Below are 13,766 nucleotides of genomic sequence, written 5' to 3'. Positions count from 1 at the left end.
CTTCACGCAGCCGCCGGCACTGCCGGTGGCTGCGTGTTCCCCGGTTTGGGAAAGGCGAGTGCAATCGCCACCGCCGCCAGTCCAATCAGCGAAGAGCCTATGAACATCCATTCGTAACCGGCAAAATGGTCGAAGGCCCAACCGCCTGCCACCGGCCCGAGCGCCATGCCGGCCGAGGAAAACAGCGTGATGCCGCCGAGCACGGTGCCCATCACCTGCGGCGGAAAATAGTCATGCGCAAGCACCGCATACAGCGGCATGACGCCGCCATAGGCAGCGCCAAAAATGATGGCTAAAGCATAGAAGCCGGGAAGTGCGCTTGCCTGCGTATAGGCGGAAATCACCAACGCCTGCACCAGCAGCCCGCAGATCAAAACCGGTTTGGCCCCAAACCGGTCGCCGAGCAGCCCGAGAAGAACACGCCCACCAAGCCCGGCTGCGCCTTCCACGCTGTAAATGCTGACGGCTGCCATCGGCGCGATGCCGCAGGCCATGGCATAGCTGACCATATGAAAAATCGGCCCCGAATGAGCGGCGCAACAGGCGAAATAGGTGAAGGCGAGGACAAGGAATTTCGGTGAGCTGACGATTTTGGCCAGCGACCACTCCTGCCCGCCTGAACCAGTTTCCGCTGGTCGTTGCTCATCCGAGGCGGTCTTCGGCGCCGGCCGCATCAACAGCGCCAGAGGCGGCAGAATGATCCAGCAGCCGATACCGATCGCCAGCATGGCCGGGCGCCAGTCGCCATAATAGGAGACGAGAAAGCGAGCCAGCGGCGATATCGTCATCGGTGCCACGCCGATCCCGGCGGATACGAGCGACACGGCAATGCTGCGATGTTTGTCGAACCACGCCATGGTGAGCGCAATCAGCGGTGCAAAAAATGCACTGGTTGCAAGCCCCAGTATGCCGCCATAGATGAGTTGAAAGGCCGGAAGGCTGGTCGCCATAGAACCCAGAACCAGTGCTAGCCCCAGAAGCAGGCTGCCCGTCAAGACGACGATGCGTGCGCCAAAACGATCGCTCGCCATCCCCCACATGAAGCCGCCGAGCCCCATGACGATGAAATTCAGCGTCATCGCCAGGGAAACGCCTGCATGCGACCAGCCGGTCGTCGTTACTATCGGCTGCAGAAATATCGCCAGCGAAAACATGGCGCCGGCCGCCACGCAGCCCATGAGGCCGCCCGCGGCCACGATGACCCATTGATAGGATGTTTTCATGCCAAACCTCCCAAAGCGCCGCGATCGACGCTACTCCACGTTGTCGATACCGACAAGGACGCGCTTGCTGGACGGTTGCCGACAGGGGAGGCGAGATTTTTCAGAGGATTTTGCGGCATTTCTCCTCGGCCACGGTCGAACCATGCCATAACCATCCAGATATTTGCGGGGGCGCAAGTCTGATGAAAATCCTTATGGTCGATGTCGATGGTGTTCTGGTCAGCGGTCGTCCGTCCGATGGCAAGCCGGCCTTTACCGATGCAGAACGCGATCTCGGTCTCGACATGAATAGACTGCAGCTGCATTTCTTCACGCCTTATTGGGCCGATATCGTCAGCGGTCGTGAGCCGATCGAACCACGCTTGCGAGCCGTGCTGTCGGAGGTGGCCCCACATCTGGATGTCGAAGAGGTGCTGCGCTACTGGTTCGAAAACGACAGTCGGCTGGATCGGCGCCTGCTCGATGATCTGGCAACGCTTCGGGCGGCGGGCACAAAACTCTACCTTGCCACCAATCAGGAGCATCGCCGCGCTGGCTGGCTGATGCAGCATCTGGGCTTCGTCGATCGTTTTGACGGAATCTTTTATTCGGCTGCACTCGGTCACAAGAAGCCGAGCGCCGCATTCTTCGAAATCGCCACTCGGCAGGCCGGCGTCGATCCTGCCGATATCGGTTTCATCGACGATGCCGGCAAAAATATCGAAGCCGCCCGGCAATGCGGCTGGGCAGCCGTGCAATGGCAGCCAAGCATGATGCTGGAAACAGCTTTGGCGGAAATCCGAAGCCAACGATAAGGTCGCATAAAGAAAAACGACCTCGATCGTGTTCGAGGTCGAATGCCACGCCCTGTCCGTTTCATCCTCGCCTCGTTCTTCAACCCGACGAGGTTTTCTATGAGACCGACAAAACTTCTTCTCACGCTTTCTCTTTGCGCTGTTGCTACTGCACTTCACGCCGCCGAACCGGTGGGGGTTCAGAAGATTAGCGTGGTTATGCAGGATTATCCGAGGCCATTGGCGGTTACAGTTTGGTATCCGTCAAAAGGAGACGGGCAGCCCGCCGTTTCCACCAGTGACAAGGTTTTTCAGGCATCGACCGCCAATACCGGTGCCACCATCCGCGAAGGCCATTTTCCGTTGATTCTGATGTCGCACGGTTCGGGTTCGCGTGGTGAAGGCATGGGCTGGATCGGCGTCGAACTGGCCAAGGCCGGTTACATCGTCGCCGCTCCCAACCATCCCGGTACGACCAGCGGCGATTCCCTGCCTGCCGCCACGCCAAAAATCTGGGAGCGGGCGCAGGATATGTCCGTGCTCATCACCGCCTTTTCCAGGAACCAGCGTTGGCAGAATTCGATTGATCAACGCCGTATCGGCATTCTCGGCTTTTCCCTTGGCGGCAGCACGGCGCTTGAGCTGGCAGGAGCGATACCGGACCTCGATGGCTTCATCCGTTATTGCGATGAACACCCGCCGGGCGCTCTGGATTGCAGCTGGTTCCGCGGCGGTCGTGGTTATGCGGACGGCGCCTTCGTCAAGGTCGAGCCATTCGATCTGCGCGAAATCGACCGTAAGCTTTTTGAGCAATCCAACCATGAGCCGCGTATCAACGCAGTGGTTGCCGTCGATCCGGGGCTCGGTACGCTGATGAAGCCTGAAAGTGTTGCGAAGGTGGGCGTTCCGGTCACGCTCATCAATCTTGGCAACGAGGGCAAGGTGCCGCTGGCGGTACAGGCCGAACAGTTGTCGAAGGAGCTTCCCAACGCCACGTTCCACCGCGTCACGGATTCCGATCACTACAGCTTTTTGCCGGTCTGCCAGCCGGACGCGGCTGCATTCCTGAAGTCTTTCGAAGAAAACGACCCGATCTGCGAGGAAACCGCCCGGCCGCGCGCGGAAATCCACGAAGAACTGAGCCGGCTCATTATCGACGCTTTCGAGCGCGATCTGAAGCCTGGCAACTGAAAAGGCGGGGCGGGAGGTGAAGACCTCCCGTCACCCTATCCGATGCGCTTGTAAAACAGCGTCGTGCCGCAATAGCCGCCCTGCGGCCATAGCGCATAGTCGGGAATGACACCGACACGTTCCCAGCCGAAGCGTGGATAGATCGCTTCGGCTTCGCTGCCCGTCGCAGTGTCCAGAACCAGCAGCGTGCGGCCACGTCTTGCGGCTTCTTCTTCCACTGCCGCCATCAATTTTCGCGACAGGCCAAGCCCGCGTGCCGAGCGATGCACCAGCAGTTTCATCAAGTCACCACGATGCGGCTGGTTCGGTTTCGAAGCCAGTCCCACCTGCACGGTGCCAACAATCCGGCCTTCATGTTCGGCAACCGCCAGGATGATGCTGCCCGCTGCCACCGCATCGGCAATCTCGCGCCAGTAAGTCACAGCGTTACCCGGCGTAAAGGGCAGCATGAAGCCAAGCGATGCGCCACTATTGATGCCGTCGGACAGAATTTCGCAGAGATCGGGAATGGCGGACCGGGCTGCCTCGGCGTCGAGAATGCGGATATCGGTCATCGAAAAATCCTCAGGAAAACAGGACAATATCTAGCGGCCGCGATCAAGGATCACTGCATAACGGGCAGGCTTGTCGGACGGATTGTGAAATTCGAAAGCGTCGCCGATATCCATGAACAGGCAGTCGCCCGGTTCCAGCCGGATCGTTTCGGTTTCAAACACCATTTCCAGCACGCCTTCGAACAGCCAGACATGCTGGGTCATCACCCGGCTTTCCTCGCGCGGCGGAAAGGCAACGCGCGCACCGGCCGGAAACTCCACCTCGACGATATCGACCTTCGATCGCGTGCCTGCCGGCGAGACCGAGCGGCGCAGGTAACCGGCATGCGGATCGCGCCACAGCCGTTGCCGCTCGCGCCGGGATATCGGGGAGGGGGCAGCATCGTCGGTTGCAAAAAAGGCGGAAAGCGAAAGTCCCAGCCCTTCACACAATCGTGCAAGAAGGGCGGCCGTCGGGCTTGCCTCGCCACGTTCTATGCGGGAGATCATTGCCCGGCTGACACCGGAGCGTCTCGCGAGTTCATCGAGCGTCAAACCCGCACCACTGCGCAGGGTTTTCGCCCGTTCGCCGACCTCGCCTTCAAACTGCTGATCACGAAATTCCATCATTTGAGAATACTTATCCCCTATAGAGGAATCAAGCGGTAAAGCGCGCGGAAGATTATTTCGAAATTGGCGCTGCGAATGCCGCTCACCGGATAGCTTTCCGTCGCAAGCCTGCGTTAATGTTTCCACAATCGCAAAGCAGTTTTCCGATATCACCCAGCTTTGTAAGGAGGCCGGCGACGGAGGGCTTCTGTCGAGATCATCCGGACATACCAAGCATGACGTTGCCTGCCCAAGGAATGAGCCAGAGCATGACTTCGAGCACGACTGCCAACACGACGGCAAGCGAAACGCCTGCCATAACCGCTTCGCCCTTCTCCATCGCCAGCATCGTAATATCCATGACCATTGCCGCTATCGGCAGCGGCATCATGGCCACCTACGTGCCCTTCGTGCTCACCAGCCAGGGTGCCACATGGGCCGCGAGGCTGGCGGTGCCGGCGCTTGCCTTCGGTGGCCTGCTCGGCTGTGTTCTGGCCGGGCCGCTCATCCGACGCGTCGGGCATGCGCGGCTGTTCGCCTGCTCCATGGCCATGGTCATCATCGGCGCCGTGCTGGTGGCGGCCGACCTGCCGCCGGTTTGGTGGGTGCTTGCCCGCGCTATCTATGGCGCCGCCTCCAACGTCAATTTCATCATCTGCCAGAGTTGGCTCAACCACGCTTCATCGAATGAATGGCGCGGCCGGGCCATGTCGTTTTTCTACATGTGCTTTATCCTCGGTCTGGGTTTTGGCGCATGGCTGTTCGGGCAGGTGCCGGCGGAGGGTAATCTCGCTCCACTGATCGTCGTTTTTGTTACGGCCCTTTCCATCATCCCGATCGGCTTGACCCGCCTGCCGAACCCGCCGCCGCCGGCCAGCGTCAGTGTTGATGTCAAAATGGCATGGCGCATCTCCCCCGTCGGCCTGATCGGCGTTCTCGCCTCGGGCGGCCTGTCCATGGTCGTGCAGGGGTTTACGCCGATCTATGCGACGCTGAACGGGGTCAGCCAGGGCGAAGTGGCACTGCTCATGCTTGTCATGCAGACGGGCCTGCTGTTCATCCAGTACCCGCTCGGCCTGATGTCCGATCGCATCGATCGCCGCGTCATCCTGCTGTTCACTTGCGGCCTCATCGTCGTTTCTGGCGTGGCGGCGCTGATGGTCTCCTTCACAACCTTCATGCTGCTGATGATCGTCTTTCTCGTCTTCGGCGGTGCCATCGAAACCGTTTATTCGGTCGCTAATGCCCATGCCAACGACCGTGCCGACCCCGGCGATTTCGTGCCGCTGTCATCGACGCTGCTGGTCGCATGGTCCACATCGGCGACGATCGTACCGCTCGGCATCACCTTTCTCGCCCCCGTTCTCGGCCAGCAGACGTTTATTTATGCCATCATTCTAGTGGCGTCCGCCTATGGCGGTTACGTCATCTGGCGCCTCAAGGAACGCGAGCCGGTGCCGATGGACGAGCGCGAAAACTTTGGCATGAAAACGGCCCAGATGCCGAACGCATCCATCATCACCGATCCCGAAGGCGGCATCACCCCGGAAACCAAGCTGCCATAGGCATAAATCCGGGCCTCATACTCAACGAAAGGTTATCGTCCCCCCTTTGCGGCGGGGATTGTCACTGATATATGCGCGAACCATGAGCACCAATTCCCGCACACCGCTTGACCATATCCGCAACTTCTCGATCGTGGCCCATATCGACCACGGCAAGTCAACGCTGGCCGACCGTCTGATCCAGACGACCGGCGGCCTTGCCGAACGCGACATGTCCGAGCAGGTCCTTGATTCGATGGATATCGAGCGCGAGCGCGGCATCACCATCAAGGCCCAGACCGTCCGCCTGCATTACAAGGCGAATAACGGCGAAACCTATGTGCTGAACCTCATCGACACGCCCGGCCACGTCGACTTCGCCTACGAAGTCTCGCGTTCGCTGTCGGCCTGCGAAGGTTCGCTTCTGGTCGTCGATGCGTCGCAGGGCGTCGAAGCCCAGACGCTCGCCAACGTCTATCAGGCGATCGACAACGACCACGAGATTGTCACGGTCCTGAACAAGATCGATTTGCCAGCGGCCGAACCGGAGCGCATCAAGGAACAGATCGAGGAAGTCATCGGCATCGATGCTTCGCAGGCCGTTCTGATCTCGGCGAAAACCGGTCTCGGCATCCCGGATGTTCTCGAAGCCATCGTCCACCAGCTGCCGGCTCCCAAGAGCGAAGCCGGCGACAAGGGTCCGCTTAAGGCTCTGCTGGTCGATAGCTGGTACGATACCTATCTCGGCGTCATGGTTCTGGTGCGTATCCTCGATGGCGTACTGACAAAGGGCCAGACCATCCGCATGATGGGCACGGACGCCAAATATCAGGTCGAGCGCGTCGGCGTGCTGACCCCGAAAATGCTGGCGGTCGACAGCCTTGGTCCGGGCGAAATCGGTTTCTTCACCGGTTCCATCAAGGAAGTGGCCGATACCCGCGTCGGTGACACGATCACCGAAGACAAGAAGCCGACAGCGAAAGCGCTGCCGGGCTTCAAGCCTGCTCAACCCGTTGTGTTCTGTGGTCTCTTCCCGGTCGATGCCGCGGATTTCGAAGACCTGCGCGCCGCCATGGGCAAGCTGCGTCTCAACGACGCCTCGTTCTCGTTCGAAATGGAATCGTCCGCCGCTCTCGGTTTTGGTTTCCGTTGCGGCTTCCTTGGCCTTCTGCATCTGGAAATCATCCAGGAGCGTCTGGAGCGCGAGTTCAACCTCGATCTCATCGCAACCGCCCCTTCGGTCGTTTATCAGCTGACCATGACCGACGGTTCGGAACGCGAGCTGCACAACCCGGCCGACATGCCGGATGTGGTGAAAATTTCCGAGATCCGCGAGCCGTGGATCAAGGCCACCATCCTGACGCCGGACGATTATCTCGGCGGTATTCTGAAACTTTGCCAGGATCGTCGTGGTATCCAGACGGAACTGACCTATGTCGGCAAGCGCGCCATGCTCACCTATGAGCTGCCGCTCAACGAAGTCGTGTTCGATTTCTACGACCGCCTGAAGTCGATCTCCAAGGGTTACGCTTCGTTCGATTACCACCTCGACGCTTACCGCGAGGGCAACCTCGTCAAGATGTCGATCATGGTCAATGGCGAGCCCGTGGACGCTCTCTCAATGCTGGTGCACCGCACGGCGGCCGAAAAGCGCGGCCGCGACATGTGCGAAAAGCTGAAGGACCTGATCCCGCGGCACATGTTCAAGATCCCGATCCAGGCCGCGATCGGCGGTAACGTGATTGCCCGCGAGACGATCTCGGCCATGCGTAAGGACGTGACGGCCAAGTGTTATGGTGGTGATGCCACCCGTAAGCGCAAGCTGCTCGACAAGCAGAAGGAAGGCAAGAAGCGCATGCGCCAGTTCGGCAAGGTGGATATTCCGCAGGAAGCGTTCATCGCCGCACTGAAGATGAAAGACGATTGATTGATGTGAGGCGGGCCAAGGAGCCCGCCTTTTTCTTTAGCGCACGCGTCTGCGCTCCGTCATCACCACCTGATAGTTCGACAGAACGATGATGCCGGCACCCAGGAAGACAAACAGGTCAATGGCTTCCGAATAGGCGTAATACCCGACGATCGCCGCCAGCGGCACGCGCAAAAAGTCGACCGGCATGACGATCGAGGCCTCCAGCCGTTTCAGCGCCTGCGCCAGGCAATAATGGGCGGTCAGCCCACCGATGCCGGAAACGAACATCCACGGCACGGACACCATCTGCACCGGCTGCCAGTCGGTGAGTGCGGCCACGAAGCCGAGCGGCAGCTGGATGAGGATCATCCAGACGACGATGACGCCCGGCGAGCAATGGCGCGTCAACTCCTTCACTACGATCAGCGCGATGGCGAAACCGGCGGCTGCGATCAGCACCAGTCCGGCGGCGGGATGGATCATCGCGAGACCCGGCCGCACGATAACTAACACGCCGATAAAACCGCCTATCGTGGCGATGATGCGCGGTGTCGTCAGCTTTTCCTTCAAAAAGATCCAGGCAAAGAAGGCGGCCCAGATCGGCATGGTGAATTCCAGCGCGAAGACGGAAGCCAGCGGCAGGAACACGATGCCCACCGTCCAAAGATATTGCGCTGTGAAATGCACCACATTGCGTAAGAGATGCAGTTTCAGCATCTTCATCTGACGCACTTCGGGAAAAAGTTTTCGCGCCACGATCAGAATGATCAGCAGCCCGACCAGCGCGCGAAAAAACATCACCTGCTGGATCGACATCGTCGCTGCCATTTCGCGCGAGCCGATCGACATGCCGATGAAGGATGCCATGCTGCCGGCCATCCATATCAAGCCGCGCCAAAACTCCGCCCGCCCTCCCGCCGAAGCGGTGAGACTGTTGTCTGCCATGAAATTTCAAACCTCCATCCCGATGCGCTCAGGTATGGGCCTTTTGGCGGGGCGAAGTCTACCGACATTATGTCGCTTATCCCGTCGTCTTACTCGAAGCCTATCACCTCCACCCAGTTCGGCTGCCGGCCGGTCGGGTAGGATGCTACCGCCTGTAGCGCGCCGGTTGCTGAACTGATCGAATAGATGGTCATTCGGTGCGATAGCTCACCCACAGCCAGCAGAAAGCGGCCGGTCGGGTCTATGGTAAAGCCACGCGGCTGTTTTTCGGTGACAATGCTTTCACGGGTTTGCAGTTTTCCGCTCGCCGCATCGAAATGCAGAAGCTTGAGCGTGCTGGACATGCGCTCGGAAGCGTAGATGAACCGGCTGTCCGGTGTGATATGGATGTCTGCGCTGGCACTGACTCCATCAAAATCTGCCGGAAGAATGCCGGCGGCATCCAGCTTTTTCCAGCTTCCGCCTGCCGCATCATAGGCGAAGGCGATCACCTCGGCGCTATACTCGGTAATCGCAAATGTGAACTGGCCATCCGGCGAGAAAACAAAATGGCGAGGACCGGATTTTGCCTCGAATGCAATCCTCTGAGGATCGCCATCTGAAATCACGCCGGTATTCTCGTTGAAGCGGAACACCAGGACCTGGTCGGAACCGAGATTGCTTGCAAACACGAAGCGATTGTCGGGCGAGGGGAGAATGGCATGGGCATTAAGCCCGGTTTCGATCACCTGCACTGGATCTTCGGCCACGCCATTGTCGTCTATCGAATTGACGGAAATCACGTTGCCGCCATAGGATGCGGAAAACAGAAATCTTCCGCTTCGGTCGGTGGAGAGATAGGCCATGCTGTCGGCCAGCGCCGCGCGGCCGATCTGCAGCAGATGCCCGGTTGCGGGATCGATCTCGAAGGCCAGGACTTTGAAGGGGGCGGCCCGGATACCGACATAAAGAAACTTCTGGTCCGGACTGACGGCAATCGGCGTGGCATTGCCCACCGCCGTGATCCCGGCGAAAGGCAGGGTCTGGACCAGTTCGGCATGGCCGTCCTCCGACAACAGAAACACGCTGATATCGTTGCTGGCGGCATTGCCGACATAGATGAAATTCCGCTTCACTCGAGACACCTCCTGCTCATGTTTGAAACGCAACCGTTCTCGCTCTCAACCAGTAGATCATCACCGACAGGCTTCCCTTGACTTAACCCCCGCCTGCATTACACCTTTCTGATACATGGCGACGACCGCCATGCGATTTACAGGTTTCATGACCAGATTCATGGGGAGTTGTCGCATGCACAGGTTCAAGATCGTGAAAGCTGCAAACGAGCAGTTCCGCGTCCAGTTCGTCTACAATGCCGAAGTGATGGTCTGGTCGGAAAATTACGCGTCCAAAGCCAGCGCCAAAAACTGCATCGAGTCCATCAAGAAAAATGCGCCGGACGCTGCAACTGTCGACCTCACCAAGGACGAGACCGGGTCGGGTTATCGTTTCGAGATCGTTGAAAGCAAGAATGGCGAACATTTCGTGAGGTTCAAGGCCGCCAATGGCGAGGCCATGGTGCGCTCCGAAACCTACGCGTCGAAGGCCAGTGCCAAGAACTGCATTGAATCGGTCAAAAAGAATGCCCCCGGCGCCGATACCGTGGACGAGACCGTTTCGGCCTGATTGTTCGATACTGTATCGCGAGAATGCCGCCATTTGGTTTGCAACTGATGGCGGTTGTCGCTTCTGTGTTCTATTTTTAGAATATAGAAAAGTGACAATAAGTTATAAACACAATGAATTCAAATGTTTACGCTACTTTAGAGAGTGCGCGATAGGCTGGCGGCAGTTTTAACGAATCAGTGTCCCGCCGATGCCGCAGCCCGTCGCCGATTATCTGAACCTTTCAACAGAGGTTCGCGCCCTCAATCAGCTCTTCGCCACGGTGAAGTATGATGTCGACGGCAAGATAACCGCCGCAAATCCGCATTTTCTGCGGATGATGGGCTATGATCTTGCCGATATTCTCGGCAATGCCGACACGATGTTCCTGTCAAAGGCAGTGGAGCGCGGGCGCCAGAAGGACCTTTGGGAAAGACTGCGCACGGGTGAATCGCGAGAGATGATCTCGCTGTGGATCGCCAAGCTTGGTGCGGAAATGTGGCTGCAATCACGTTATGTGCCGATCCAGTCCGAAGACGGTGTCGTGATCGAGATTCTGCAGATCGTCACAGACGTCACCCAGGAAAAGGCGCGTGAAGCGGATGAGCGGGGGCAGATTGCCGCCATCAATGCCAATCAGGCGGTCATCCATTTTTCGCTGGATGGGTTAGTGCTGGACGCCAATACCCAGTTCCTCGATGCAACCGGCTATGCGCTGCACGAGATCATCGGCTGCCACCATTCAATCTTCGTGCATGATCCCGATGCTGTCGAATATCGGGAATTCTGGCGTTCGCTCGCCCGCGGAGAACATAAGAGCGGTGAATATCGCCGCCGCCGCCGCGATGGCGAGGACGTCTGGCTGCAGGCCGTCTACAGTCCGATTTTTGATCCGGCCGGACGGCCGATGAAGATCGTCAAATATGCCAGCGATGTAACGGCCCAGAAGTTGCGTCAGGCTGATTACGAGTGGCAGATCAATGCCATTCACAAGTCGAACAGCGTCATCACCTTCGATATGCACGGCACCATTCTTGATGCCAACGAGCAGTTTCTCGAGGCCGTCGGTTACGCTCTGGAAGAGGTTCAGGGCCGACATCACAAGATGTTCGTCGAACGATCACATGCGCATGGCACGCAATATGCAACGTTCTGGAGTGACCTGCGCAAGGGCCGGCATCGTTCAGGCATGTTCAAGCGTTATGGCAAGGACGGTACTGAGATCTGGCTCCAGGCTACCTACAATCCGATCTTCGATGCCAATGGAAAACCGGTCAAGGTCGTCAAATACGCTTCCGTTGTGACCGACGAGCGTATCGTTCAGGCCGAACACGAGGGCCAGATTGCTGCCATTCACAATGCCCAGTGCGTTGTTTCCTTTGAGCTCGACGGCACGATCATCGAAGCCAACGAGAATTTCCTGACGGCAACCGGTTACAAATTCGTCGATGTTCGCGGCAAACATCACAGGATGTTCGTCGAGCAGGAGGAAGCCGACAGCGCAGAATATGCGAGTTTCTGGAATGATCTCGCCAATGGCCACTTCCGTGCCGGTGAATACAAGCGCATCGGCAAGAACGGTCATGAAGTGTGGTTGCAAGCCACCTACAATCCGATCAAGGATCCGAGCGGTCGTCCCTTCAAGGTGGTCAAATATGCGACCGATGTGACCGAGGCGAAGCTGCGCCAGGCCGATTATCAGGGACAGATCGAGGCGATCCACAAGTCGCAGGGCGTGGCCGTCTTCGATCTCGATGGCACTGTCATGGACCTCAATCCGAATTTCCTGCACATGCTCGGTTATGAGCTCGACGAGATAAGAGGTCGCCATCACTCCGTGCTGATCGCACGAGACGAGGCCGCCAGCGCCGATTATGTGGGTTTCTGGGATACACTGCGGTCCGGCAGCTACCATTCCGGCATGTACAAACGTGTCGGCAAGGATGGTCGCGAGATCTGGATTCAGGCCAGCTATAACCCGATCTTCGATCTCAACGGCAAACCGACCAAGGTCATCAAATATGCGACCGACGTCAGTTCCAACGTGGAACTGGCCGCTGCATTCGATGATGCCCGCCGCCAGGCCCAGCACGATTCTGCCACGTCTTTGCCGAACCGTGTGAAACTCTCGTCCTTCATGGAAAACTGCCTGGCCGGTCCCGCCGGCAGCATGGTCGTCTTCTATCTCGATCTCGACCGTTTCAAGCCGATCAACGATACTTACGGTCACCATGTCGGCGACCGTGTTCTGGGGGAAGTCGCTGATCGCATGCGCCGTGCGTTGCGGGACGATCAGATCGTCGCCCGTGTTGGCGGCGATGAGTTCGTCATTGCCGCGCCCGGTATGCCGACGGAAGCCATCGAACGTTTTTGTATGCATATTCATGACATCGTCACGGCACCTATCCGTCATGAAGGGGTCGAATTGTCGGTTGGCGTTTCTATCGGCGTGGCGATGTCGCCGTCTGATGGCATCACGCCGGACGAGTTGTTGCGCGCAGCCGATGCTGCTCTCTATCGCTCGAAGGAAAACGGCCGCGGACAGTTCAGTTTCTTCTCGACCGATATGAACTGCAAGATCGCAGTGCAGCGGCAGATGACCGAAGGCATGCGCAACAGCCTTGCGGCCGGCGAGTTCTATCTCGAATATCAGCCGCGGTTCGATACGCGTGCGCGGCGAATCCGCAGCGTCGAGGCGCTGGTGCGCTGGGCGCACCCGGAACGCGGCCGTATCAACCCTGCGGAATTCATTTCGCTTGCCGAGCAGAATGGCCTGATCGTGCCTCTGGGTGACTGGATCATGCGAACGGCCTGTGAAACAGCCACCCATTGGAATGGCATCGGCGTGTCCGTAAACGTGTCGCCGGTGCAGTTCCGGGATGCCGATTTCGTCCAAAAGGTCCGCGATTGCCTCGAGGAAACCGGGCTCGAACCGTCGCTGCTGGAGCTTGAAGTCACCGAAGGCATTCTTCTGGAAGATGCCGATCGCGCCATCAGTCTGCTGAAAGAACTAAAGGAAGTCGGCGTCACCCTTGCCATGGACGATTTCGGTACCGGTTATTCTTCGCTCAGCTATCTGCGCAACTTCCCGTTCGACGTCATCAAGATCGACCGCAGTTTCGTGTCCGATCTCGACCGGAAGGAAAGTGCGCGTCCGATCGTGCAGGCCATTCTCGGGCTTGGCCGTGCGCTTGGCATTTCCGTTACCGCCGAGGGTGTCGAGACCAACGAACAGCTGGCGATCCTCACTGCCGATCATTGCAACGAGGTGCAGGGTTTCCTGCTGGCGCGGCCATTGCGTGCTGAACAGGTGGCTGAGCTTCTTCAGGAAATGCCCGAACTGGCAGTTCGCAACAGGCCGACAAGGCTGGCGAGCTGAGCCGGCAGGTCAGGCA

General features: G+C 58.4%; 11 protein-coding genes and 1 pseudogene. 7 read left to right on the top strand and 5 right to left on the bottom strand.

The genetic code is table 11. The features are described 5' to 3' along the window. Nucleotides 1–2: 2 nt before the first annotated feature. The gene (locus GAO09_RS01910) at nucleotides 3–1,223 is read right to left on the bottom strand and encodes an MFS transporter (protein ID WP_153352358.1); all 1,221 of its coding nucleotides are present in this window, start codon (nucleotides 1,221–1,223) and stop codon (nucleotides 3–5) included. 182 nt (nucleotides 1,224–1,405) lie between these two features. Between GAO09_RS01910 and GAO09_RS01905 the strand changes: the two genes are divergently transcribed. Continuing rightward, nucleotides 1,406–2,017, top strand: coding sequence for an HAD-IA family hydrolase (locus GAO09_RS01905; protein ID WP_153352357.1), 612 nt, complete (start codon nucleotides 1,406–1,408; stop codon nucleotides 2,015–2,017). Nucleotides 2,018–2,116: 99 nt separating this feature from the next. Further along, nucleotides 2,117–3,187 carry an alpha/beta hydrolase family protein gene (locus GAO09_RS01900; protein ID WP_153352356.1) on the top strand — a complete coding sequence of 357 codons (1,071 nt, stop codon included), beginning with the start codon at nucleotides 2,117–2,119 and terminating at the stop codon, nucleotides 3,185–3,187. 35 nt (nucleotides 3,188–3,222) lie between these two features. Here the strand turns inward: GAO09_RS01900 and GAO09_RS01895 are convergent, their stop codons facing one another. Together GAO09_RS01895 and GAO09_RS01890 are read right to left on the bottom strand one after the other, a co-directional pair. Next, complete coding sequence (locus GAO09_RS01895) at nucleotides 3,223–3,741, bottom strand: GNAT family N-acetyltransferase (protein ID WP_153352355.1); 519 nt, start codon at nucleotides 3,739–3,741, stop codon at nucleotides 3,223–3,225. 30 nt (nucleotides 3,742–3,771) lie between these two features. Further along, nucleotides 3,772–4,350 carry a helix-turn-helix domain-containing protein gene (locus GAO09_RS01890; protein ID WP_235937880.1) on the bottom strand — a complete coding sequence of 193 codons (579 nt, stop codon included), beginning with the start codon at nucleotides 4,348–4,350 and terminating at the stop codon, nucleotides 3,772–3,774. Nucleotides 4,351–4,598: 248 nt separating this feature from the next. Here GAO09_RS01890 and GAO09_RS01885 point away from each other — a divergent pair, with 248 nt between their 5' ends. Continuing rightward, the gene (locus GAO09_RS01885) at nucleotides 4,599–5,894 is read left to right on the top strand and encodes an MFS transporter (RefSeq protein WP_153352354.1); all 1,296 of its coding nucleotides are present in this window, start codon (nucleotides 4,599–4,601) and stop codon (nucleotides 5,892–5,894) included. Nucleotides 5,895–5,976: 82 nt separating this feature from the next. Further along, nucleotides 5,977–7,800 (top strand): translation elongation factor 4, encoded by a 1,824-nt coding sequence (gene lepA, locus GAO09_RS01880; RefSeq protein WP_153352353.1) that lies wholly within the window; start codon nucleotides 5,977–5,979, stop codon nucleotides 7,798–7,800. Between the two features lie 36 nt (nucleotides 7,801–7,836). Here the strand turns inward: lepA and GAO09_RS01875 are convergent, their stop codons facing one another. Together GAO09_RS01875 and GAO09_RS01870 are read right to left on the bottom strand one after the other, a co-directional pair. Continuing rightward, nucleotides 7,837–8,727: a DMT family transporter gene (locus tag GAO09_RS01875; RefSeq protein ID WP_209018570.1), complete on the bottom strand. Its 891-nt coding sequence runs from the start codon at nucleotides 8,725–8,727 to the stop codon at nucleotides 7,837–7,839. An 89-nt stretch (nucleotides 8,728–8,816) separates the two neighbouring features. Continuing rightward, nucleotides 8,817–9,842 carry a lactonase family protein gene (locus GAO09_RS01870; protein WP_338015038.1) on the bottom strand — a complete coding sequence of 342 codons (1,026 nt, stop codon included), beginning with the start codon at nucleotides 9,840–9,842 and terminating at the stop codon, nucleotides 8,817–8,819. 115 nt (nucleotides 9,843–9,957) lie between these two features. Here GAO09_RS01870 and GAO09_RS29835 point away from each other — a divergent pair. From GAO09_RS29835 to GAO09_RS01860, 3 genes and pseudogenes are all read left to right on the top strand, one after another. Then, nucleotides 9,958–10,170 (top strand): annotated as a pseudogene (locus tag GAO09_RS29835) (YegP family protein); the annotation flags it as partial. A 51-nt stretch (nucleotides 10,171–10,221) separates the two neighbouring features. Then, nucleotides 10,222–10,392, top strand: coding sequence for a YegP family protein (locus GAO09_RS29830; RefSeq protein WP_324184996.1), 171 nt, complete (start codon nucleotides 10,222–10,224; stop codon nucleotides 10,390–10,392). Between the two features lie 190 nt (nucleotides 10,393–10,582). Next, entirely contained in the window at nucleotides 10,583–13,750 is a 3,168-nt protein-coding gene (locus tag GAO09_RS01860; protein WP_153352350.1) for a GGDEF and EAL domain-containing protein, read from the top strand. Nucleotides 13,751–13,766: the final 16 nt, after the last annotated feature.

Origin of the sequence: Endobacterium cereale, from assembly GCF_009617585.1 — a bacterium.
Lineage (GTDB): Bacteria > Pseudomonadota > Alphaproteobacteria > Rhizobiales > Rhizobiaceae > Neorhizobium > Neorhizobium cereale.
Note: the sequence above shows the minus strand (reverse complement) of the source record. Positions and strands in the feature narration are given on the sequence as shown.